The organism is Methylorubrum salsuginis (assembly GCF_900114375.1).
Classification (GTDB): domain Bacteria; phylum Pseudomonadota; class Alphaproteobacteria; order Rhizobiales; family Beijerinckiaceae; genus Methylobacterium; species Methylobacterium salsuginis.
Genome location: NZ_FOSV01000003.1, coordinates 312,416 through 332,935, shown reverse-complemented (window position 1 = coordinate 332,935; position 20,520 = coordinate 312,416). Strand labels below are relative to the sequence as shown.

Here is a 20,520-nt window from a genome sequence, read left to right as displayed (position 1 = left end):
CACAAACAGCACGACAAAGACCAACGCTTGCCGAACACCCCAGTGACAAAACCTTGTGCTGCGCCGGCCTGGTGGCCTGAGCGGTGTGCCCAGGACCCGATCCCATCTCGAACTCGGCCGTCAAACGCACCAGCGCCCATGGTACTGTGTCTCAAGACACGGGAGAGTCGGTCGCCGCCAGGCCTGCCCAGCACAAGATCTCACTGACCTCACCCCATTCCCTCGACACCAGCCGATCCGACCGACCCACACGGTCCCACATCTCGGCGCGGGGTGGAGCAGCCCGGTAGCTCGTCAGGCTCATAACCTGAAGGTCGCTGGTTCAAATCCAGCCCCCGCAACCAAACACAACACACCACACACAACAAACCTATCACACCGAGCCCCGTGCCACCGCACGGGGCTTTCTGTCGTTCCCAAACCCAACACCACCCGACAGGCGCGCCTCCACGAGCGCGCCTCAAACCGAAAGCGGGGCAGGGAAGAGCGCGAGCTCCCCGACAAAGAGCCCTCCGGCGCGCAATCAGCATGAGCGATCGGCTGGGGCTACGCCCCGCCGAAGGGGATCGCACGGACCGAGCCGATCCGATCCCGAAGCAGGGGAGGGGGGCGAGGATTCTCCGGGTTCGGGGATTGTAGCCCACCGATCGGCTTAACGCCCCGTCAGCGCGCTCGACCGGCAGCGCTCCGCGTGGATCCGCATGGCGAAGCGTCCGGCCGAACGCGCATCTCGGCGGTTTCGACACCGATCTACGGCCGATTCGGATCCCGTCCGACTTCGCAATTCCCAGGACTTGTGAGATGCGCGCTTACTTCCGGCCCGGGCGGAGCGGTCCATAGAACCCGCTCCACTCCATGCCCAGGGCCTGTGCTCGCTGTGCCAGGACACCGGGAACCAAAAGCAGGTTCATCACGGGCGAATCGACGATGTGCGGGGCGCTCAGAAGATGCCCGATCTGTCGTCCCCGCCACCAGAGCAGTCCGAACAGCAGAGCGAGCATCAGAAGCAGGCCCCAAGTCACGAGGCTCCAGCCGAGAACATAAAGGCCATAGGGGGGCGCGAGCGCGGTGCCGAGCCGGGACAGGCCAATGAGGATGAGCGGCAACAGGACCAGAAAGCCAAGCAGTTCCAGCGGCAATCTGCGGAACACGCGGAGGGCACTGTTCACATCCTCCACGGATACAAGGTCGAGCGACAGATGTTCGTCGTTCACGGCTTGCTTCACGGAGCCTCCCGACTGCAGTTCCGCCTCCGGCCGTGAGGGCGTGGCGTTCCAGGGTCTTGTTTAGAAAGCCGGCTTCCAGTTCTCGGGCCGGTGCTGGAGGATAAAAGGGACCGAACGGGATTTCTACCTGCCGCACCGTTCAGCCCGGCATCGCGCCGGCCTCTCCTTTCGGTTCGACGTCCGGGCGGGCGCGGGTGATTGCCGCCGGACGAGCCCGGCGCTGGATGGGGTTGTCGCCCCCTTGGGAGTCCTGGGGCCGCCGCTTGCTCAGGAGAATGGCCGGGCCCCGGCCCTGATCGTCCGAGCCGGGAGAGCGCCGGAGCCGCAAGCCGCTCCGGACGCCTCCGCCCTCATCGGGCGCGGGCGAGCCACGCCATCACGGGCCGTGACTGCCAGCGCATCGCCGCCGCGAGATAGATCAGCGAGGCGATGTGGCCTGCGGTGACGGCCGCCGCCGCGCCGGTCACGCCGGCGTGCTTCATCAGCGGCACCACCACGGCGAGCGAGACCACCATGCTGACCCCGAGGGATTCGAAGATCACGCGGGTGTTCTGCTTGGCGCGGAAGTAATGCGCCGCGAGGTCGCGCACGAGAATCACCAGCACCCCGACCGAGAGAATGCGCAGGCAACCGGCGTACGCGGCGAATTCCGCGCCGAAGATCAGGGTCAGCCACAACTCGGCCGGGCCGGCGAGCACGGCCAGGATCGCGACGATCGGTGCGCCGAGGCGGATTCCAGCGCTCACGAGGTAGCGCCGCAGGGCTTCCTCGCCGCCTTCCGTATGGGCGCGGGCGGCGCGCACCGGCAGGACGTTCTCGGTGGCGCTGAGCAGGATCAGCACGGTGCCGACGAGGTACTGCGCCGCCCGCAAGCCGCCGAGGGCGTCGAGGCCGAGGGTCGAGCCCGCGACCATCCACACCAGCTGTTCCTGGGCGAAGGTGACGAACACGATCGGCAGGAGCCAGCGGGCGATCGGCGTGTGGCGCCGGCTCAGCGCCCCGAGCTGGACCGAGGCCGAATCCCGCAGCAGCGGGCGCCCCACCCAGAGCATGAACGGCAGGCTGGTCACCAGCGACGTGAGCGCCAGCATCCCGACGAAGCCGTTGACCCCGACCGCCCCGTGCTGGAGCCAGATCAAGCCGGCCGCGAGGGGGAAGCTCGCCGCGCGGGCGAGGTCCATGCCCAGCGCGCGCAGGCCCTTGCCGCGGGCGAAGAGCAGGCGGCGCAAGGTGAACTGGATGTTCTGGGCCAGCATCAGGGCGCAGGCGGCGGTGAGCGCCGCGGGCGACATCTGGCCGCTCAAGCTCAAGGCGAAGATCACGAACACCGCCCCGGGCACCGAGAGCAGGAACGCGGCGATCAGGATGTTGGCGCCGTAGATCCGCGAGATCGAGCCGCGGGCGCCCGCGAGCGTCATCATCGGCGCGGTGATGAGGGCGTTGTGCAGCCCCTGCGCGAACGAGATCACGATGAGGATCATCGCGAAATGCCCGAACTCGACGATGCCGAGCAGGCGTGCGGCGGCGATGCCGCTGACGAAGCCGAAGCCGCTGACGACACCCTGGTCGGCGAGCGAGATCAGGGCCGCGGGCGGGCGGCGGACGAATTTCTGCGCGCGCAGGCGCAGGCGCAGGCGCTCGCCGAGCGGGGGGGAGGCGGTGTCGTGCATCGGATGCGTTCCGCTCTACAGCGAGGCCGGGGGACGGCGAGCCGTCCGCGGACGGGCCGGTCTGTGCCATCCGGGGGCGGGCCCCGGCGTCGGGATCGTCAGATGGCCCGTCATGAACACCGCTTCTCTTGACCTGTCCCTGCGGGGGACAGGAGGATCACACGTGGCCGTTCCGGCGCAAGCCACGGGCCAGCGGATGCAGTAATCCACGCCGAAACCATCGGAGGCTGATGTTTCTTGGTCAATTAACCACTGAGCGTCAAAGTCGTACACTGGCATCTGCAGAAATGAACCGAAACAATGTAGGGGAGATGGTAGGGCGAGGTGAGCATGTATCACTGGGTCAAGACCACATTGCGCGACACGCCGGGCTTGCGGGAATTGGCCCTGCGCAGCGGCGCGCTGCTACGCTCGCTCGCCTGCGCGGAGCCGGGCCTCTATACCTTATGCTATCATCAGATCCCGCTGGCGCTGCAGGAGCGTTTCGCCGACCAGCTGCGCCTGCTCGGGCGCCACGGCGATTTCATCGATGCCGACACGGCCTGTGACCGACTGGCCGCGGGTTGGCCCGCGCGGGAACGCGCCTTCCTGATCTCCTTCGACGACGGCTATGCGGACACCCACGACGTGGCGATGCCGGTGCTCACGGCGCTCGGCCTGCCGGCCATCGTGTTCCTCGTCAGCGAATGGCTCGATGCGCCGCCCCAGGCACCGGGAGAGCGCCGCTACATGGACCGTGCCGACGTAGCGAGGTGGCTGGCGGCGGGCTTGCAGATCGGGTCGCACGGGGCGCGCCATCTCCGGTTGAGCGGCCTGTCCGCGGACGAGATCGCCGCCGAGTTCGCCCGCTCGCGCCGCGACCTTTCGGCGCTCGCCGGCCGTCCGATCGATCATTTCGCCTGTCCCTGGGGCGTGGCGGGGCACGATTTCGATCCGGCCCGCGATCCGGCCCTTGCCAGGGCGGCGGGCTTCCGCACCTTCTTCACCACCCGGCGCGGCCACACGTGCAGCGCCGACGACGTCTTTCTGATGCCGCGCCACGTGGTCGAGCCGCATTGGTCGGCCTTCGAATTCGAGGCGTTGCTCGGTGGATCGAAGCTGAAGAGGCGCAGCGATGGGACGGCCTGAGCGCATGCCGGCGATGTCCGCGGCGACTGCCCATGCGCGGCGCCCGGTCGTTGTGGTGACGGGCGCGCTCGCGCCCTACACCCACGTTCTCTACGAGCGGCTGGCCGAGCGGCTCGACCGGCCGCTTCACGTCCTGTCCTGCACCCCGCGGGAGACCGCCCGGCAATGGGTGGTCGAGGCGCCGCTTCTGTTCCGCCACGCCGTGCTGCCGGGCCTGCGCTGGCACCGGGACGCGGTGCGCAACCTCTACGTCAATCCCGCGGTCGTGCCGCGTCTGGCCGCTCTCGATCCGGCGGTGATCGTCCTCAACGATTTCTCGCCGACGATGCTGATGGCCGCTGGCTACGCGCGTCTGCGGCGCATCCCCTACCTGATCCGCACCGACGGCGTGCCGGAGACCGATCCGGGGCAGCGTTCGGTGCCGCATCGCTGGCTGCGGCGGGCGATCGTCTCCGGCGCCCGCGGCGGCATCGGCCCGAGCGCGGGCAGCGCCCGGCTGCTGGCGCTCTATGGAATCACGCCCGAGCGCTTCGCCACCAGCCCGCTGTTTCCGGCCTGGTCGCCCGCCGGGCCGCCGCCGCCGGATTCCGAGCGGCCCTACGATGTCCTGTTCTGCGGCATTCTCAACGAGGAGGTGAAGGGCGCGCGCTTCTTCACCGAGGTCGTCCTCGGCTGTGCCGCGCGGGGCCGGAGGCTCTCCGTGCGGGTCGCGGGCGACGGGCCGTTGCGGGCCGAGATGGAGGCGCGCTTTGCCGAAGCCGGAATCGCGGCGCGGTTCGATGGTTACCTGACTCAAGCCGCGCTGCCCGCGGTCTACGCCTCCGCCCGGCTGTTCCTGTTCCCGAGCCGGGGCGATGTCTGGGGCATCGTCGTCCACGAGGCGCTCCAGAGCGGGACGCCGGTTCTGGCCTCGCCCCATTCCGGCATCGCCCGGGACCTCGTCGCCGCCCAGGGCTGCGGCGCGGTGCGTGACCTCGACACCCAGGCCTGGATCGACGCGACGCTGACCCTGCTCGACGACGCCTCCCGCCGCGCGGCACTGCGGGAGGCCGCGTCCCGCGCGCTGGCGGCCTACACGCCGGAGGCGGCGGTGCAGGGCTATCTCGACGGCTTGCGACCGGTCCTGGCGGCCGGGACGTGACGGTTTCTCGCCCGACGGGATCCTGCCTCGCGCTGCTGATCGGCCTCGGCCTGCTCCCGCTGCCGGCCTGTGCCGCGGGCCCCGAGCGCGTGATCCGCGTGCGGCCGCCGATGGATCTGCATCAAGCCCTCGACGAGGTCGCGGCCCTGCGCGCCCGCGATCCCGAACGGCCGATCACGGTCGAGCTGGCGTCCGGGCTCCACCGGCTCGGCCGCTACGCCCGCATCGGGGCCGAGCATGGCGGCACGCAAGGGGCGCCGCTGGTGATCCGAGGCGCTGCGGACGGCACGACCCGCGTGGTCGGCAGTGTTCCGGTGGAGGCGGTGGCGCTGCCCGACGATCTCGCGGCCCGCCTGCCGGCGAAGGCACGGGGCCGGGTGAAGGCATTCCGGCTGCCCAACGAGATGTCCGCGCGCCCGCACATTCGCCCGCCGCGCCTGCTCGGGCCGCCGCCCCCGCCGCTCACCTTCGAGGTGTTCGATGCGCAGGGCGCGCTCCATCCGGCCCGCTGGCCCAACGACGGCTTCGCCCGCGTCACCGCCGGGCCGGACGCGACGGGGACGACGATTCGGCTCGAAGGCACCAAGCCCGAGGCATGGCGCGGCGAGGCCGATCTCTGGGCCGAGGGCTACTGGAGCTGGGGCTGGCTGTTCGAGACGATCCCCGTCGCGGTGCCGGAACCCGGCTCGGCCCTCGTGCGCCTCGGTGTGAGGCCCTACGAGGGCATCCGCGCCATCGCCCGGGCCCGCATCGTCCACGCCCTCGCGGAGCTCGACGCGCCCGGCGAGTGGTGGCGGGACGCCAAGCGCAACCTCCTGCTGGTCTGGCCCCGCGACGGAGCCGGCGCGGTCGAGGTGTCGGTCGCCGACACGCTGATCAGCCTGGAGAAGGCCTCGCATGTCCGCATCGAGTCGCTGCGGCTGGAGCGGACCCGCGGCGACCTGCTCACCGTTCGCGGCGGGGGCGACGTCGTCGTCCGCAACAGCGCTCTGGCGTGGTCGGGCCTGCGCGCGGCGGTGTTCGAGGATGTGAAGGGCGGCGGCCTGGAGGCCTGCGCCATCGCCGACACCGGCTTCGGCGCGGTGCGTCTCGTCGCCGGCGACCGGCCGAGCCTGACCCCCGGCGGCCTCTTCCTCCGTGACTCGAGACTGACCCGCTATGCCCGCCTGTCGCGGACGCAGAGCCCGGCGCTCGAACTCGACGGCGTCGGCAACCGGGCCGTCGGCAACTACTTCCACGATGCGATCGATCACGCGGTCTATCTGCGCGGCAACGATCATCTCGTGGCCGACAACGAGATCACACGCCTCCTCGACGGGGCCACCGATGCCGGCGCGATCTATGCGGGCCGCGACTGGACCGCGCGGGGCTCGGTGATCCGCGGCAACTTCCTGCACGACATCCGCACCCGGCCGGGGCTGGAGGTGAAGGGCGTCTATCTCGACGACATGGCCAGCGGCTTCACCGTCGAGGGCAACCTGTTCGTGCGGGTCGATCAGCCGGCCTTCATCGGCGGCGGGCGCGACAACGTCTTGTCCCGCAACGTCTTCGCCGATTCGAGTCCGGCGATCCATGTCGATGCCCGCGGCCTGAACTGGGCCGCCCCCTCCGTCGCCGACCCGGAATCGCAGATCCGCGCGGGGCTCGCCGCGATGCCGACGGGATCGGCCCTGTGGCGCCGCCGCTATCCGCCGCTCGCCGTGATCCTCGCCCGCGAGCCCGGCTCGGCGCGCGACAACCGCCTCACCGACAACGTGTTCTGGTGGAGCGAGCCGTTCCGCTACGAGCCGCCCGCCCGTCCCGGCGATCAGGTCGTCATGGGCAACGTCGAGGCCCTGCGGCGGCAGCCGCTGCCCGCCGCCTCCGATCCGTCCGCCTTCGCTGCCCCGCCGGTCCCGGCCGGACGCATTCACCTCGACACGACGCGGATGCTCCGCGCGACGCTGCCGACGGCGCCGAGCCCACGCCGCTGAGGCGTGTTCGCCGCCCCGCCGCCGGGACTGCGGACCTGTTCCGACGGCCCCGGTTTCCTTGCGCCCCTGCCGAAATCGTTGCAGAAGTGCGCGCCGTTCCGGACGCGCCGTCGTGCCTCCCGCCGGCCTCCCGCGCGGAGGTCCTTGAGAGCCGCCACCGCCGCCCGGGCCGCAGACCCGAATTCATCGAGACGGCACGCCCATGACCCAGCCCCTTCGCCTCGGCATCGCCGGTCTCGGCACCGTCGGCGCCGCCGTGGTGGGGATGGTGGCGCGCCGCGCCGAGGCGCTGTCCGCCTCCGGCCGCACGGTCGCGGTCACCGCCGTCTCGGCCCGCGACAAGTCCCGCGACCGCGGCCTCGACCTGTCGGGCTTCGCGTGGTTCGACGACCCGGTGGCGCTGGCCCAATCCGACGCCATCGACGTGTTCGTGGAACTCGTCGGCGGGGCGGAAGGGCCGGCCAAGGCGGCGGTCGAGGCCGCCATCGCATCGGGCAAACACGTCGTCACCGCCAACAAGGCGCTGCTCGCCCGCCACGGCGCGGCGCTCGCCAAGGCCGCCGAGGAGAAGGGCGTCGCGCTCGCCTACGAGGCGTCGGTGGCCGGCGGCATTCCGGTCATCAAGGCGATCCGCGAGGGGCTGGCCGGCAACGCGGTGAGCCGCGTCTACGGAATCCTCAACGGCACCTGCAACTACATCCTCAGCCGGATGGAGGCCGAGGGGCTCACCTTCGAGGCCTGCCTCAAGGACGCGCAGGCGCTCGGCTATGCCGAGGCCGACCCGACCTTCGACGTCGAGGGCTTCGATACCGCCCACAAGCTGGCGATCCTGACGAGCCTCGCCTTCGGGGTCGAGATCGACGCCGACGGCGTCTCGGTCGAGGGCATCTCGGCGATCCAGCCGCTCGATCTCGCGATGGCGGACGAGCTCGGCTACCGCATCAAGCTGCTGGGCGTCGCCCAGGCGACGGAGGCCGGCATCGAGCAGCGCGTCCACCCGACCATGGTGGCGAAGGCGTCCGCCATCGCCCAGGTGATGGGCGTGACCAACGCGGTCACGGTCGATGCGGATGCCGTCGGCGAACTCACCCTGATCGGCCCCGGCGCAGGCGGCAAGGCCACGGCCTCCGCCGTCGTCGCCGACATCGCCGACGTCGCCGCGGGCGTGCGGCGCCCGACCTTCGGCCGCCCGGTCGCCGCGCTCTCCGCCCCGCGCCGGGTCGAGATGCAGCGCCACGAGGGCGGCTACTACATCCGCCTGACCGTCCACGACCGCACCGGCGTCGCGGCCGGTGTCGCCACCCGCATGGCCGAAGCCGGCATCTCGATCGAGAGCATCGTCCAGCGCCGCTCGGCCAAGGCGGCGTCGAGCGATCCGAAGGGCCGCTCGGGCCAGCCGGTGCCGCTGGTGCTGATCACCTACGCGGCGACCGAAGGGAACGTGCGCGAGGCGCTCGCTGCCATCGGCCGCGACGGCCTCCTGGCGGAGGCGCCCCAGCTCATCCGCATCGAGCGCGAATAGCGGGGACACCGCCCGCCGACGGCTCTGGCATCATCGTGCCGGGCTTTTCGGCGCGTCTTGCCTGCGGCATGAACTCTCGTGCATGGCACGTGTTAGAGCATCGGCCCGAAAGTCGGGACCGGCTTTCGGAAGAAGCCGATGCGGCACAAGGATCTCAAGCATCGGCCCGAAAGGTGGGGACCGGCTTTCGGAAGAAGCCGATGCGACACAAGAATCTGAAGAATCGTCTCGGCTCCGAGATCCGGGACGATTCTTCGGGCACCGACGGAAAGTCGGGCGTTCCGGGACGAGGGACTCAAGGGCGATGTCGGTGGCCGATACCGGAATCTTCAGCGACCCCACCGCGCGAGGTCTGACCCTCGAACTCGTGCGCGTCACCGAATCCGCGGCCATCGCCGCCGCGCGGCTGCGCGGCCAGGGCCGCGAGAAGGAGGCCGATCAGGCCGCCGTCGATGCCATGCGGGGCGAACTGATGGCGCTCGCGGTCGAAGGCACCGTCGTGATCGGCGAGGGCGAACGCGACGAGGCGCCGATGCTGTTCATCGGCGAGCGGGTCGGCAGCGGCTCGGGGCCGGCGGTCGACATCGCCGTCGATCCGCTGGAGGGCACGACGCTCTGCGCCAAGGACATGCCCGGCGCCATCGCCGTCATGGCGCTCGCCGAGCGCGGCACGCTGCTGGCGGCCCCGGACGTCTACATGCAGAAGATCGCCATCGGCCCCGGCTACCCGCCCGGGACGGTCGATCTCGACTGGAGCCCGTCGCAGAACATTGCCTCGCTGGCTCGGGCCAAGGGCGTCGATCCCTCCGGCCTCACCGCGATCATCCTCGACCGGCCGCGCCACATGGACCTGATCGCCGCCGTGCGCGAGACGGGGGCCGGCATCCGCCTGATCTCGGACGGCGACATCGCCGCGATCATCCACTGCACCAAGCCCGACGAGACCGGCGTCGACATCTATATGGGCACCGGTGCGGCGCCCGAGGGCGTGATCGCGGCCTCGGCGCTGCGCTGCATCGGCGGCCAGATGCAGGGCCGGCTGATCCTCGATTCCGCCGACAAGCGGGCGCGGGCAGCCAAGATGGGCATCACCGATCCGGCCCGGAAATACGACATGCACGATATGGCCCGCGGCGACGTGATCGTCGCGGCGACCGGCGTCACCACGGGGGCGCTGCTCTCGGGCGTGCGCTTCCGTCCCGGCCGGATCGAGACCGAGACGGTGGTCTACCGCTCCAACACCGGCACCGTCCGCCGCATCGCCAGCGAGCACCGCCGGCCCGAGGCATCGCCGCGCGGCTGAAGCATCGGCCCGAAAGGTGGGTACCGGCTTTCGGAAGAAGCTGATGCGGCACAAGGATATCAAGCATCGGCTCGAAAGGTGGGCGCCGGCTTTCGGAAGAAACCGATGCGGCAGTGGCATCGAGGGCATCGTGCGGGAGATCGCATCCAGCACGATGCGCTGAGGGATCGGCTGTTTCAGCAGCCCACGGCCTCGCCGAACAGCGCGTCGGCCAAGCGGGCGGCTTCGACCGGCTTCTCGCAATGGATCGTGTCGCGCAGGCGCTCGGGGATCGCGGTGCGCTCGTAGCCGCTGGCGAAGACGAAGGGCACGCCGCGCTGCCGAAGCAGGTCGGCGACCGGAAAGACCATCGTTTGGCGCAGGTTGATGTCGAGCACCGCGCCGTCGATCCGCTCCGGCGCGCCGGAGAGGAGCGCCAACGCGTCCTCGACACTGCCCACGGGGCCGATCACCCGAGCGCCGCTTTGCTCGAATGTCCGGCGCATGTCTTCGGCAATGAAGTACTCGTCCTCGACGACGAGCACGGTACGCCCTTCCATCAATCGGGATCGGGTCATCGTTCGCCTCCCTGAAATCGCTGCCGGGCCCGCCGCGCGAGGCGTTGGGATCGGACCGATCGAGGGAGAAACTCTACAGCCGGTAACGAGTTCGTGAACAGCCGTTCGAGCGCCGGCCCGAACGAGACGCGTCGGCGTTCGGAGAGGGTCGATGCCTCAGAACAGGCCGCCGCCGCCCTGGGTCCGGCCGATGCCCTGCTTGGCCATGGCGTTGCCCGGATCGAGGCGGGCCGCCTGCTGGTAGCTCTCGGTGGCTTCCTTGCGACGGTTCGTCTTCTCGTAGGCCAGCCCGCGATAGGCCCAGGATGCCGAGTCCTTCGAATTGACGTTGAGGGCGGCGTTGAAGTCCTCGATCGCCTTTTCGTACTGGTTCATGGCGATCAGGCTCTGGCCGCGGGCGGCGTAGGGCGCGGCGACGAAGGGATTGCGGTCGATGGCGGCGGCGAAGTCGCCGATCGCGTCCGGGTTGTTGCCCTGCTTCTGCCGGACCAAACCGCGGGCGTGATAGGCCTCTGCCGATTCCGGAGCGAGGCGGATCGCGACGTTGAGATCGTTGAGCGCGCCGTCGAGGTCGCCCTGCGCACGCTCCAGGTTCGCCCGGCCGATATAGGCGGCGGAAAAGTTCGGATCGTTGGCGATGGCCTTCGAGAAGTCCTGCATCGCGGCATCGGCGCGGCCGGTCTGGCGATAGGCAAGCGCGCGGTTGTTGTAGGCCGAGGCCGAGTTCGGATCGAGCTGGATCGACTTCGAGAAGTCGCTGATCGCGTCGCCGAACTGGCCCGAGCGGGCATAGGCCGCGCCGCGGGTGTTGTAGGCGCCGGCATCGGACGGGTTGCGGGCGATCACGTCCGAGAGCGAGGCGATGTTGACGTTGGTGGCGCCGGTCGTGTCGGTCTCCACCACCGCGAACTGGCGCGGCGCGGAGGTCGCGCTGCCGTAGGTTTCGCAGCCGGCGAGCGCCGCGGCCGTCAGTGCGACGGCGCCGACCAGCCGCGCCTTCGGTCCCTGCAGCGTCATCCCGATCATCTTCGTTACTCCCCCGCGTCGCGTCCGCGGATGCCGGCCCCGGCGGACCTGGGTGCCCTCGTCGCGCACACGCTGCCGCAACAGGGTGAACGGGCGCTTAAGGTCCGCGGAAACGGCGCCCCGTCCCGCTGCTCAAGCGGCGCGATGTGGCGAAGGTGTGGCTCCGGCCCCGCGACCGCCCTCGGGGCGGGCGGCGGGCCTTAGACTTTCGTCTGCTGTTGCCGATCCGCGACAGGATCTACGGTGGGGCCTTGGTCTCGGGCGGGGCATCGGGCGCGGCGGGAGAGGGTGATGGTTTCGCGCAATCCACTGTCCGGGCTCCGCATCCTGATCGTCGAGGACGATTATTTCACCGCGCAGGATACGCGGCGGATCATCGAGCGGGCCGGAGGGACCGTGATCGGGCCGTTCGGGGACTTGCCCGAGGTGATGGCGACCGGCTTGAGCCAGCCGCTCGACGCCGCGGTGGTCGATATCGGCCTGCGCGGGGAAACGGCGTACCGCCTCGCCGACGCCCTCGACGCCCGCGGCGTGCCCTACCTGTTCGCCACCGCCTACGATGCCGGCGTCGTGCCTGAGCGCTTCGCCGGCGTGCCGCTGCTGCAAAAGCCGTTCGGCGGCCCCGATCTCGTCCGGCTGGTCGCCGGGCTCAAGGGGTCGTCCCCGGCGGGATCAGCCGGGTGACGTGGCCCATCTTGCGGCCGGGCCGGGCCTCGGCCTTGCCGTAGAGGTGGAGATGCGCGCTCCCCTCGGCGAGCAGCGCGGGCCACCGCTCCGCGGCGTCGCCGATCAGGTTCTCCATCTCGACGTTCATGCCACCGGTGCGCGCGGTGTCGCCGAGGGGCCAGCCGCAGACGGCGCGCACGGCTTGCGTGAATTGCGAGGTCAGCGCGCCTTCCGTGGTCCAGTGCCCGGAATTGTGGACCCGTGGGGCGATCTCGTTGACGACGAGGCGGGCGGCGCCGGCCGCGCCCTCGATCTCGAACAGCTCGACCGCGAGCACGCCGACATAGTCGAGCGCCTCGGCGATGGCGCGGGCGATCGTTTCGGCCGCCGCGGCGGTCGCCGGGTCGAGGCCGGGGGCGGGCACGCGGGTGAAGGCCAGGATGTGGTCGCGGTGCTCGTTCTCGCAGGGTTCGTAGGCGGCGAATGCCCCGTCCGGCCCGCGGGCGGCGACCACGGAGACCTCGCGCCGGAACGGCACGAAGCCTTCGAGGATGCAGGGCGCACCGCAGAAATCCGCCAGGATCGCCGCCGCGTCGTCGCCCGCGCGGATCGTGCGCTGGCCCTTGCCGTCGTAGCCGAACCGCCGGGTTTTGAGGATTGCCGGGCGACCCAGCGCGTCGAGCGCGGCTTCGAGATCTTCGGCCGTATCGACGGCGCGGTAGGGGGCCGTCGGGATGCCGAGCCCGTTCACGAAGTCCTTCTCGACCAGCCGGTCCTGCGTGGTCAGCAGGGCGTGCGCGCTCGGGCGCACGGTGGCGTGCTCGGCCAGGATCGCCGCGGTCGCGTGCGGGATGTTCTCGAACTCGTAGGTGACCACGTCGCAGGCATCGGCGAAGGCCGCGAGCGCCGCCGCGTCGTCGTAGGATGCGACCGTGTGGGCGGCGGCGACGTCGAAGGCCGGGCTGTCGGCGTCGGGGGCGTAGACGTGGACCTTGAGGCCGTAATTCGCGGCGGCGAGCGCGATCATGCGGCCGAGCTGGCCGCCGCCGACGATCCCGAGGGTAGCGCCGGGCCGGATCTGCCGCGAGGGCGTGGAGGTGGTCATCGGATCGGGTACGTCGGTCAGGATTGAGAGGTGTCGGGCCGCTCGGTGACGGCTTCGGTCTGGCGGGTGCGCCACGCGTCGAGCCGGGCGGCGAGATCGGGATCGGTCAGGGCCAGCACCGCGGCGGCGAGCAGCGCGGCGTTGACCGCGCCGGCCCGGCCGATGGCGAGGGTGCCGACCGGGATGCCGGCGGGCATCTGCACGATCGAGAGCAGGCTGTCCTGCCCCGAGAGCGCCTTCGATTCCACCGGGACGCCGAAGACCGGCAGCGGCGTCATCGCCGCCGTCATGCCGGGCAGGTGGGCCGCGCCGCCCGCGCCAGCGATCACCACCTTGAAGCCCGCCTCCCGCGCGCCCTTGGCGAAGGCGACGAGCCGGTCCGGGGTGCGGTGGGCCGAGACGATGCGGGCCTCGTGGGCGACCTGGAGCGCCTCGAGCGTCTCGGCGGCATGTCGCATGGTCGCCCAGTCCGACTGGCTCCCCATGATGATCGCGACCGGGGGAGATCCCGCCATCGTCGTCCTGATCCGCTGCGCACGAGAGACGGGCTGCCCGCCCGTGAAGCGGGTCGCATAACAGGCGCGCGCGTGAGGTCGCAAGCGCGGCTGGAGGATCGGGCGCGAACCGGCGGAAAAAGTGGGGGAAGGGCGCCTTTTCCCGGAGCCGAGGCCGATGATCCGCGTTGAGTGCGCAACGGCCCTTGCCGGGCCTCCCTCCCATCAGCGAGCCTTCCGATGTCCGTTCAGGACCCGACCACGCGCGCCCGCACCCCGTCCCATATCGACATCCACGACACCGCCAGCCGCCGCCACTGGGCCGACCTGCTTCAGGTGTCGGACGAGCGCCTGCGCAAGGCCGTCCGCATGGTCGGCACCCGCGTATCCAGCGTCACGGCCTATCTGGCGAAGTGATTTGATTTCGGGCCGAGCGCGTCGGCCCGCGCCTCGCAGGGACGAAGCTCCAGCCGAGATGCGCCAAGGCGCCCGGCGTCACGCGATGATGTCGGGCGTCATCTGGTCTTCGAGCATGTTGATGCGGTCGCGCAGGATCAGCTTGCGCTTCTTCAGCCGCTGGATCTGCAGCTGGTCGCCCGCCATGCTGAGCTTGAGCGCCTCGATGGCCTCGTCCAGATCCCGGTGCTCCTCGCGCAACCGGCTGAGCTCGCCCGCCGGATCGGGGCTCAGATCGTTGGCAACCTCGTCCGCCATCATCGCTCGAAACACGCCATCGGCACCGACCGGTCGGACCATGCGCCAAGCCTCCCGCCGGGGCAAGGCGGCGGGGCGAAGCTCGGCGGATTCGGCCGGGGATGACGGGGGAGAAGGGCCTTTTGCGAAGGTCCCGAAATTTGAAATGAGCTTGTTGTCCTGCCGTCCATTTTGCCGCCGAATGGCTTCGACAGGGCCGCGAATCCATGCCAGTCTGTTGCCGTCGGAAACGATAGAGGAGCTTTCCCTCATGTCCTTGCAGACGCATTTGAGCCAGCTCGCCGCCAAGCACGACGCCCTCGAGCGCGAGCTTCACGACGCGATCCAGTCGCCTTCCACCGACGACCAGCGCATCGCCGAACTCAAGCGTAAGAAACTGCAGCTCAAGGACGAAATCCAGCGCCTCCAGTCCGGCGAGACGCTGCACTAGGCGCCCTCCCGAGGCCCGCGGCCCCTGCCGCCGGGCCTTTTTCTTTGTTCACCGCGTACGCCGCCGCCTGGGCCACCAGCGCGGCGGTCTTCGTTTTCGGGGTGCGTCGGCGAAAACCGCGCTATCATCGCGACCGACGAGCCCGGAGCGAACCGGGCCTTCGAGGAAGCCCCCGAGACTGCCATGACCGACGCCCCGCGCCGCTACGCCGACCTCCATGCCGCGTCGCTGACCGACCGCGAGGGCTTCTGGCTCGACGCGGCCAAAACCATCGACTGGGATACGGCGCCGGCCCGCGCCTTCGACGAAGCCCAGGGCGCCTATGGCCGCTGGTTTCCGGATGCCCGGCTCAACGTCTGCCGCAACGCCGTCGACCGCCACGCCGAGGGGGGCCGCGCCGACCAGCCGGCGATCATCCACGACTCGCCCGTCACCGGCACGAAGCGGGTCGTCACCTACGGGCAGCTGAAGGACGAGGTATCGGTTCTCGCGGGTCTTCTCGCCGACCTCGGCGTCGGCCACGGCGACCGCGTGGTGATCTACATGCCGATGGTGCCCGAGGCGCTTTTCGGGATGCTGGCCTGCGCCCGGCTCGGCGCCATCCACTCGGTGGTGTTCGGGGGCTTCGCCGCCAACGAACTCGCCGCCCGCATCGAGGACGCCGCGCCGAAAGTCATCCTGGCCGCCTCCTGCGGCATCGAGCCGAGCCGCGTCGTCGCCTACAAGCCGCTGCTCGACGCGGCCATTGCCCGCTCGGCCCACAAGCCCGATTCCTGCCTGATCCTGCAACGACCGCAGGCGGTCGCCGACATGACGCAGGGCCGCGACCGCGACTGGGCGGACAGCGTGGCGCAGGCGAAACGTGACGGGCGGCGGGCCGATCCGGTGCCGGTGGCGGCGACCGACCCGCTCTACATCCTCTACACCTCGGGCACGACCGGGCGGCCGAAGGGCGTGGTGCGCGATTCCGGCGGCTACTGCGTTGCGCTGACGTGGTCGATGACCAACCTCTACGACGTGGCGCCCGGCGAGGTGTATTTCTGCGCCTCCGACATCGGCTGGGTCGTGGGCCATTCCTACATCGTCTACGGCCCGCTGCTGCACGGCTGCACCACCGTGCTCTACGAGGGCAAGCCGGTCGGTACGCCCGATGCCGGCGCGTTCTGGCGGGTCGCGGCCGAGCACGGCGTCTCGACGCTGTTCACCGCGCCGACCGCGCTCCGCGCGATCAAGAAGGAAGACCCGCGCGCCGAAAAGCTTAGCCATTACGACCTGTCGCGCCTGCGCGCCCTGTTCCTCGCGGGCGAGCGGGCCGACCCGGATTCCGTCGCCTGGGCCGAGCGGGCGCTCGGCAAACCGGTGATCGACCATTGGTGGCAGACCGAGACCGGCTGGGCGATCGCCGGCAATCCGCTCGGCGTCGAGCGGCTTCCGGTCAAGCACGGTTCCACGGCCAAACCGATGCCGGGCTACGACCTCCATGTCCTCGACGAGGCCGGCAAACCGGTGCCGACGGGCACCATGGGCACCATCGCCCTCAAGCTGCCCCTGCCGCCGAGCTGCCTGCCGACCCTGTGGAACGCCGACGAGCGCTTTCGCCAGAGCTACCTCACGACTTATCCGGGTTACTACGACACCTCGGATGCCGGCGTGGTCGATGCCGACGGCTACGTCACGGTGCTGGGCCGCACCGACGACATCATCAACGTCGCCGGCCACCGCCTCTCCACCGGCGGCATGGAGGCGGTGCTGGCCTCGCATCCGGACGTGGCCGAATGCGCCGTGATCGGCATCCGCGACGCGCTGAAGGGCGAGGCGCCCTGCGGCTTCGTCGTCCTCAAGTCCGGCGTCGACAAGGCGCCCGAGGTGCTGGAGCGCGAACTCGTCGCCAAGGTGCGCGACGAGATCGGTCCCGTGGCGGCCTTCCGCCTCGCGCTCACCGTCGGACGCCTGCCCAAGACGCGATCCGGAAAGATCCTGCGCGCCACGATGAAGCGCATCGCCGACGGCGAAGACTTTGCGATGCCGCCGACCATCGAGGACCCGGCGGTGCTGGAGGAGATCGGCGTGAGCCTGAAGGAGCGGGGAATCGGGGGGTGAGGGTGCCGTAAGGTATGTGACGGCGCCTTGTTCCGGCGCCCCAGTTGCCTCCAATTCTCTTGCGCCACTTGCCTTATCGGGCGGCGTGAGTGGTGCCATCACGATTGGGCGTCGATGAATATGGCTCACATTCTGCTGCCAGCTCTTAATGCCGTCTCTCTGATCTTGTTGTCTGGTGCATATACACCGCGACGCATTCTGCTATCTTTGATCTTGCAGCCGACCATTTTGGTGCCCATCCTAGTGGGCATGCCGGCGATGCTCATTGCCGCATTTAAGAGTGGTAAGAAATCGCAAATTTATGTGTCGAATTCAAGCATGCTGCTTTTTATTCTCAGTTGCTATGTAGCCGTCGTGTTCGCAAAGATCGCGCTCTTGATGACCCTGTTCGCCAACGCGGAGTCCTACACCTCTGACAATGTTCTGCTCGTCTACAAGGGTGCGTTGACCACGGAGGCGTATAAAGGCATTTTCAGGGAGAGCTTCACCGAAGTCATGCTCATTGCCGGCTGGTTTTTGTTGCTCAAGCTTATCAATAGGCTTCCAAACTCCGAGCGGCCGACCTCGGTTACGTCGTAGCGAGCCACAGTAGAGGTCGCTCCATGCCGCGGTCCATCGACGTGACGGCGATGCTGGAGGAGATCGGGGTGAACTCGAAGAAGCGGGACATCGGAGGGTGACGACTGCCTGCCACACGGTGTTCGAGCGCCGGAAGTTCCGGCAGGATGCGGCATGGCTCACGACCTGAAGCTCGCCCCCGACCTGCAAGCCCGCGTCGATGCCGTCGCCGCGCGTGCGGGCCGCTCGGCCGGCGAGGTGATCGCCGACGCGCTCGAACACGGCCACTCCCTCGAATGGCAGGAGCGGTTCGTCGAGAAGGTCCGGGCCGGGATCAAGGACGCCGATGCCGGCCGCTTCGCCACGCCCGCCGACGTAGAACGGGTTTTGAACAAGTATCGTCCAAGCCGAGAGCCTGTTTGACAGGCCTATCCCATCCAATTCCCTCATTCTGAGGTGCCGCGAAGCGGCCTCGAAGGAGGGCTCCAGTAGACGCGCGATCCCTGGAGCCCTCCTTCGAGGCTGCGCTTAGCTCCGCACCTTCGGATGAGGGTGAGGGTGACGGTTGGAAAATTCGCAAAATTACATCGAAAGTAGGTCCTCCCCGTCCCCTCACTTCACCTGCAAGCTATCCACCACCTGCCGGAACAGCGGCAGCACATCCGCGCGCTGGTCGGCGCGGGTGACGCCGACGGCGCGGATGTAGCCGTCCGGGTTGAAACGGATGGTCTGGGCCACGACGACGGGCGTGTTCGTCGGCACGTCCACGGCGCGGGCGACGATCTCGTGCCAGTCGACGCCGTTCTGGCGGTAGCTCTGCGAGCGCTCGATCTGGAAGTCCTTCAGGGTCTGGTTGGCGAAGAGCGCCTGGCGGGCCAGCCCGTCGCGCTGTTCCTGCGGCGTCGGGTTCTGGACCGCGTGGGCGATCACGAGGATCGGCTGCTCCATGGCCGAGATCTGGTCGCGCGGCCCCAGCGTCATCAGCACCGAGTTGCCGGCGAGCGCCCGCACCGGCCGGAAGCCCGCAGGGTCACCGATGCGGAAGGGGAGCGCCGCGACCTGCTCGTCGAGGCCGAGCGCCGGACGCAGCTTCACGCTGGTGAGCATCGCCCGGATGGTCTCGTCGCTCTCGGCCCCGGCCGCGGCCTGGGCGATGACGAGGCCGGTCACGTCGCTGCCGCCGACGATGAGCAGCCATTTGTTGACCGCGGACACGCCCGGAACCTCCGAAGCGGTGGCCTCGCCGGTGAACAGCACGCCCTGCATCCCGTCGGCGAGCGTCACCGACTCCCGCGAGCGCACGACCATCCCCTGCGCCTTCAGGGTCTCGTCGGTGAAGGTCTGCTCCATCTCGGTGTAGGCCGGGCCGGGCAACTCGACCACCGAGACGACGACGCCGCCGCCCTTGCGCTCGAAGCCGGTGAAGCGCTTCGAGATCGTCATGTCCGCGGGCGCCGCGAAGCCGAAGCGGGAACTCGGCGGGAACACCGCCTCCTGCGCTGACGCGGGGACGGTCATCGCCGCACCCGAGAGCAGGACGGCGGCCGCGAGGCGGCGGAGGGACAGACGCAACGGTGTCACCGATCGGCTCCGAACAGCACGCTCCCGCACGGGGGGCGCGGTTGCGATGGGTCGTCCGCGGCGCAGGACCTGTCAAGCCGGCGAGGTGGCGACACGGGCGCGCTGACCAGCGTGCATCGTCGAGTGCGATCGGCCGTTGAGCTTTGTCCCTCCGGCTCCTAAAGCTTGGCCATTGCAAGCGGAGCGTGCGGAAACAATGCGTCGGTTGAGCGAGGTGTTAGGCCTGGTGCTCTCGGGCTTGGTCGTATGCCTCGCAGGCGTGCCGGCAGCGACGGCTCGGGACGTGACCGACGTCGCGGGCGTTCCGGGCTACCGCCAGCAGCTCTCGAGGATTCTCAAAGCCAGGATCGCCTCTCTCCGGCATTCGTCGCCCGGCGGAATCGTCGACCTGCGCTTCACCGTAGATCGGGATGGTCACGTGATCCGGTCGGAGGTCGCGGCCACATCGGGCTCCGAGTTCACCGACCGCCTCGCTCTCGGCATCGTCCCGGTGGGATTGAAGCTACCGCCCTTGCCGCCACGGGCGCCAATCGCGGAATTGACCGTGACGGTGCCGGTCCGCCTCTCCTCGCGGGAGGCTGCGATGTCCGACGCTCTGAGGACCTACCGGGCCGCGGTCACGCAGGCTCTGCTGCAACGGGTCCGCAACCTGCCCCACCAAATGCTGACCGGCGGCATGCTCCATATCCGCTTCACCATCGGCCGGGACGGGGTCGTGACGCGATCGGACATCGCGCGCTCTTCGGGCGACCGCGCCATCGACGAACTCGGGTTGCGGATCGTGCCGGTCGGCCTGAGGCTGCCGCCCCTGCCTCCGGGCCAGCCGACGGCGCTCTCCCTCACGCAGCCACTGGCGTTCGGCCTCGCCCCCGAAGGACGATAGAACGCTCTGACGCATCGGCCGTCTCGAAAGCCGAACTCCGCCATTCGTGCCGGGCCTTGGGAACGATCAGGGCCGGCGCCCCGCTTCGTCCTTCTTCGGGCGCCAGCGCCGCCATTGCCGCTCGATCCAGCGGGCGGATTTCTCCATCGGCACCTTGAGGGCGGGCACGTCCTGCGCCAGCAGGGCGAGGCCGAGCGGCAGCATCCACAGTCCGAGGACGGGCAGGATCGAGAAAAGGCCGCCGAGGATCAGCAGGATCGCGGCGACCACTCGCACGGGGAAGCGTGCGGGCTCGCGCAGCCACGCGACCATCCGCTGGCCGCGCTCCGGCAGCTTCAGGCAGGCGCGGTCGACCCGCTCGTCCCAGTCCCGCGCCGTCACCGGCCTGTGTTCGTCGCTCGCGCTGTTCATGCTCACCATATGGTGAGGCGCGGGAAAAAATC

21 protein-coding genes, 1 tRNA gene and 1 rRNA gene are annotated in these 20,520 nt (G+C 69.7%); 14 read left to right on the top strand and 9 right to left on the bottom strand.

What is annotated here, in order from left to right:
• Positions 1 to 67 precede the first annotated feature (67 nt).
• Positions 68 to 183: ribosomal RNA gene (rrf, locus tag BM140_RS06740) — 5S ribosomal RNA — on the top strand.
• An 84-nt stretch (positions 184 to 267) separates the two neighbouring features.
• Positions 268 to 344, top strand: a tRNA-Met gene (locus BM140_RS06735).
• A gap of 465 nt (positions 345 to 809) precedes the next feature.
• On the opposite strand, the gene BM140_RS06730 is transcribed toward BM140_RS06735, so the two are convergent.
• Both BM140_RS06730 and BM140_RS06725 read right to left on the bottom strand, forming a co-directional pair.
• Positions 810 to 1,226: a hypothetical protein gene (locus BM140_RS06730; protein WP_091943281.1), complete on the bottom strand. Its 417-nt coding sequence runs from the start codon at positions 1,224 to 1,226 to the stop codon at positions 810 to 812.
• Positions 1,227 to 1,576: 350 nt separating this feature from the next.
• Entirely contained in the window at positions 1,577 to 2,896 is a 1,320-nt protein-coding gene (locus BM140_RS06725) for a lipopolysaccharide biosynthesis protein (protein WP_244535320.1), read from the bottom strand.
• 330 nt (positions 2,897 to 3,226) lie between these two features.
• Between BM140_RS06725 and BM140_RS06720 the strand changes: the two genes are divergently transcribed.
• The 5 genes from BM140_RS06720 to glpX all read left to right on the top strand — a co-directional run bounded on the left by BM140_RS06720 (position 3,227) and on the right by glpX (position 9,963).
• The gene (locus tag BM140_RS06720) at positions 3,227 to 4,024 is read left to right on the top strand and encodes a polysaccharide deacetylase family protein (RefSeq protein ID WP_091943280.1); all 798 of its coding nucleotides are present in this window, start codon (positions 3,227 to 3,229) and stop codon (positions 4,022 to 4,024) included.
• Between the two features lie 13 nt (positions 4,025 to 4,037).
• On the top strand, positions 4,038 to 5,165 hold the full coding sequence (locus tag BM140_RS06715) for a glycosyltransferase family 4 protein (RefSeq protein ID WP_091943346.1): 1,128 nt from the start codon (positions 4,038 to 4,040) through the stop codon (positions 5,163 to 5,165).
• On the top strand, positions 5,162 to 7,138 hold the full coding sequence (locus BM140_RS06710) for a right-handed parallel beta-helix repeat-containing protein (protein ID WP_091943278.1): 1,977 nt from the start codon (positions 5,162 to 5,164) through the stop codon (positions 7,136 to 7,138). The genes BM140_RS06715 and BM140_RS06710 overlap by 4 nt, the downstream gene beginning before the upstream one ends.
• 202 nt (positions 7,139 to 7,340) lie before the next feature.
• Positions 7,341 to 8,660, top strand: coding sequence for a homoserine dehydrogenase (locus BM140_RS06705; protein WP_091943276.1), 1,320 nt, complete (start codon positions 7,341 to 7,343; stop codon positions 8,658 to 8,660).
• Positions 8,661 to 8,964: 304 nt separating this feature from the next.
• Positions 8,965 to 9,963, top strand: a complete 999-nt coding sequence (gene glpX / locus BM140_RS06700) for a class II fructose-bisphosphatase (protein WP_091943274.1) — start codon at positions 8,965 to 8,967, stop codon at positions 9,961 to 9,963.
• Between the two features lie 176 nt (positions 9,964 to 10,139).
• On the opposite strand, the gene BM140_RS06695 is transcribed toward glpX, so the two are convergent.
• Positions 10,140 to 10,520, bottom strand: coding sequence for a response regulator (locus tag BM140_RS06695; RefSeq protein ID WP_091943272.1), 381 nt, complete (start codon positions 10,518 to 10,520; stop codon positions 10,140 to 10,142).
• Between the two features lie 156 nt (positions 10,521 to 10,676).
• Positions 10,677 to 11,546 (bottom strand): tetratricopeptide repeat protein, encoded by an 870-nt coding sequence (locus BM140_RS06690; RefSeq protein WP_091943270.1) that lies wholly within the window; start codon positions 11,544 to 11,546, stop codon positions 10,677 to 10,679.
• A gap of 291 nt (positions 11,547 to 11,837) precedes the next feature.
• On the opposite strand from BM140_RS06690, the gene BM140_RS06685 reads away from it, so the two are divergent.
• A complete protein-coding gene (locus tag BM140_RS06685) occupies positions 11,838 to 12,230 on the top strand; it encodes a response regulator (protein ID WP_091943267.1) in 393 nt (130 codons plus the stop codon).
• On the opposite strand, the gene BM140_RS06680 is transcribed toward BM140_RS06685, so the two are convergent.
• Together BM140_RS06680 and purE are read right to left on the bottom strand one after the other, a co-directional pair.
• A complete protein-coding gene (locus BM140_RS06680) occupies positions 12,196 to 13,317 on the bottom strand; it encodes a 5-(carboxyamino)imidazole ribonucleotide synthase (RefSeq protein ID WP_091943265.1) in 1,122 nt (373 codons plus the stop codon). The two genes, BM140_RS06685 and BM140_RS06680, sit on opposite strands and share 35 nt — an antisense overlap.
• A 17-nt stretch (positions 13,318 to 13,334) precedes the next feature.
• Positions 13,335 to 13,832 carry a 5-(carboxyamino)imidazole ribonucleotide mutase gene (gene purE / locus BM140_RS06675; protein WP_091943263.1) on the bottom strand — a complete coding sequence of 166 codons (498 nt, stop codon included), beginning with the start codon at positions 13,830 to 13,832 and terminating at the stop codon, positions 13,335 to 13,337.
• A 219-nt stretch (positions 13,833 to 14,051) separates the two neighbouring features.
• Here purE and BM140_RS06670 point away from each other — a divergent pair, with 219 nt between their 5' ends.
• On the top strand, positions 14,052 to 14,228 hold the full coding sequence (locus BM140_RS06670; protein WP_091943260.1) for a DUF3606 domain-containing protein: 177 nt from the start codon (positions 14,052 to 14,054) through the stop codon (positions 14,226 to 14,228).
• 78 nt (positions 14,229 to 14,306) lie between these two features.
• Here the strand turns inward: BM140_RS06670 and BM140_RS06665 are convergent, their stop codons facing one another.
• Entirely contained in the window at positions 14,307 to 14,528 is a 222-nt protein-coding gene (locus tag BM140_RS06665; protein ID WP_091943344.1) for a YdcH family protein, read from the bottom strand.
• 247 nt (positions 14,529 to 14,775) lie between these two features.
• Here BM140_RS06665 and BM140_RS06660 point away from each other — a divergent pair, with 247 nt between their 5' ends.
• The 4 genes from BM140_RS06660 to BM140_RS06645 all read left to right on the top strand — a co-directional run bounded on the left by BM140_RS06660 (position 14,776) and on the right by BM140_RS06645 (position 18,036).
• On the top strand, positions 14,776 to 14,955 hold the full coding sequence (locus BM140_RS06660) for a YdcH family protein (RefSeq protein WP_091943258.1): 180 nt from the start codon (positions 14,776 to 14,778) through the stop codon (positions 14,953 to 14,955).
• Between the two features lie 183 nt (positions 14,956 to 15,138).
• On the top strand, positions 15,139 to 17,055 hold the full coding sequence (locus BM140_RS06655; protein WP_091943256.1) for a propionyl-CoA synthetase: 1,917 nt from the start codon (positions 15,139 to 15,141) through the stop codon (positions 17,053 to 17,055).
• A gap of 114 nt (positions 17,056 to 17,169) precedes the next feature.
• Positions 17,170 to 17,634 (top strand): hypothetical protein, encoded by a 465-nt coding sequence (locus tag BM140_RS06650; protein ID WP_131803749.1) that lies wholly within the window; start codon positions 17,170 to 17,172, stop codon positions 17,632 to 17,634.
• A 153-nt stretch (positions 17,635 to 17,787) separates the two neighbouring features.
• The gene (locus tag BM140_RS06645; protein WP_091943252.1) at positions 17,788 to 18,036 is read left to right on the top strand and encodes a CopG family ribbon-helix-helix protein; all 249 of its coding nucleotides are present in this window, start codon (positions 17,788 to 17,790) and stop codon (positions 18,034 to 18,036) included.
• 189 nt (positions 18,037 to 18,225) lie between these two features.
• Here BM140_RS06645 and BM140_RS06640 read toward each other — a convergent pair whose 3' ends face one another.
• Complete coding sequence (locus BM140_RS06640; RefSeq protein WP_244535326.1) at positions 18,226 to 19,131, bottom strand: hypothetical protein; 906 nt, start codon at positions 19,129 to 19,131, stop codon at positions 18,226 to 18,228.
• Between the two features lie 346 nt (positions 19,132 to 19,477).
• Here BM140_RS06640 and BM140_RS26075 point away from each other — a divergent pair, with 346 nt between their 5' ends.
• A complete protein-coding gene (locus BM140_RS26075) occupies positions 19,478 to 20,077 on the top strand; it encodes an energy transducer TonB family protein (protein ID WP_207549436.1) in 600 nt (199 codons plus the stop codon).
• A 66-nt stretch (positions 20,078 to 20,143) separates the two neighbouring features.
• Here BM140_RS26075 and BM140_RS06630 read toward each other — a convergent pair whose 3' ends face one another.
• Positions 20,144 to 20,488, bottom strand: a complete 345-nt coding sequence (locus tag BM140_RS06630; protein ID WP_207549435.1) for a hypothetical protein — start codon at positions 20,486 to 20,488, stop codon at positions 20,144 to 20,146.
• Positions 20,489 to 20,520 lie beyond the last annotated feature (32 nt).

What these genes read in the sequence shown, in the direction of transcription:
- BM140_RS06660 (WP_091943258.1), top strand. Translation starts at nt 14,776, where the DNA reads ATGTCCTTGCAGACGCATTTGAGCCAGCTCGCCGCCAAGCACGACGCC.
- BM140_RS06645 (WP_091943252.1), top strand. Translation starts at nt 17,788, where the DNA reads ATGGCTCACGACCTGAAGCTCGCCCCCGACCTGCAAGCCCGCGTCGAT.
- BM140_RS06690 (WP_091943270.1), bottom strand. Translation starts at nt 11,546, where the DNA reads ATGATCGGGATGACGCTGCAGGGACCGAAGGCGCGGCTGGTCGGCGCC.
- BM140_RS06715 (WP_091943346.1), top strand. Translation starts at nt 4,038, where the DNA reads ATGTCCGCGGCGACTGCCCATGCGCGGCGCCCGGTCGTTGTGGTGACG.
- BM140_RS06705 (WP_091943276.1), top strand. Translation starts at nt 7,341, where the DNA reads ATGACCCAGCCCCTTCGCCTCGGCATCGCCGGTCTCGGCACCGTCGGC.
- glpX (WP_091943274.1), top strand. Translation starts at nt 8,965, where the DNA reads ATGTCGGTGGCCGATACCGGAATCTTCAGCGACCCCACCGCGCGAGGT.
- BM140_RS06630 (WP_207549435.1), bottom strand. Translation starts at nt 20,488, where the DNA reads ATGAACAGCGCGAGCGACGAACACAGGCCGGTGACGGCGCGGGACTGG.
- purE (WP_091943263.1), bottom strand. Translation starts at nt 13,832, where the DNA reads ATGGCGGGATCTCCCCCGGTCGCGATCATCATGGGGAGCCAGTCGGAC.
- BM140_RS06720 (WP_091943280.1), top strand. Translation starts at nt 3,227, where the DNA reads ATGTATCACTGGGTCAAGACCACATTGCGCGACACGCCGGGCTTGCGG.
- BM140_RS06695 (WP_091943272.1), bottom strand. Translation starts at nt 10,520, where the DNA reads ATGACCCGATCCCGATTGATGGAAGGGCGTACCGTGCTCGTCGTCGAG.
- BM140_RS06725 (WP_244535320.1), bottom strand. Translation starts at nt 2,896, where the DNA reads ATGCACGACACCGCCTCCCCCCCGCTCGGCGAGCGCCTGCGCCTGCGC.
- BM140_RS06665 (WP_091943344.1), bottom strand. Translation starts at nt 14,528, where the DNA reads ATGATGGCGGACGAGGTTGCCAACGATCTGAGCCCCGATCCGGCGGGC.
- BM140_RS06685 (WP_091943267.1), top strand. Translation starts at nt 11,838, where the DNA reads ATGGTTTCGCGCAATCCACTGTCCGGGCTCCGCATCCTGATCGTCGAG.
- BM140_RS06640 (WP_244535326.1), bottom strand. Translation starts at nt 19,131, where the DNA reads ATGACCGTCCCCGCGTCAGCGCAGGAGGCGGTGTTCCCGCCGAGTTCC.
- BM140_RS06680 (WP_091943265.1), bottom strand. Translation starts at nt 13,317, where the DNA reads ATGACCACCTCCACGCCCTCGCGGCAGATCCGGCCCGGCGCTACCCTC.
- BM140_RS06670 (WP_091943260.1), top strand. Translation starts at nt 14,052, where the DNA reads ATGTCCGTTCAGGACCCGACCACGCGCGCCCGCACCCCGTCCCATATC.
- BM140_RS06650 (WP_131803749.1), top strand. Translation starts at nt 17,170, where the DNA reads ATGAATATGGCTCACATTCTGCTGCCAGCTCTTAATGCCGTCTCTCTG.
- BM140_RS06655 (WP_091943256.1), top strand. Translation starts at nt 15,139, where the DNA reads ATGACCGACGCCCCGCGCCGCTACGCCGACCTCCATGCCGCGTCGCTG.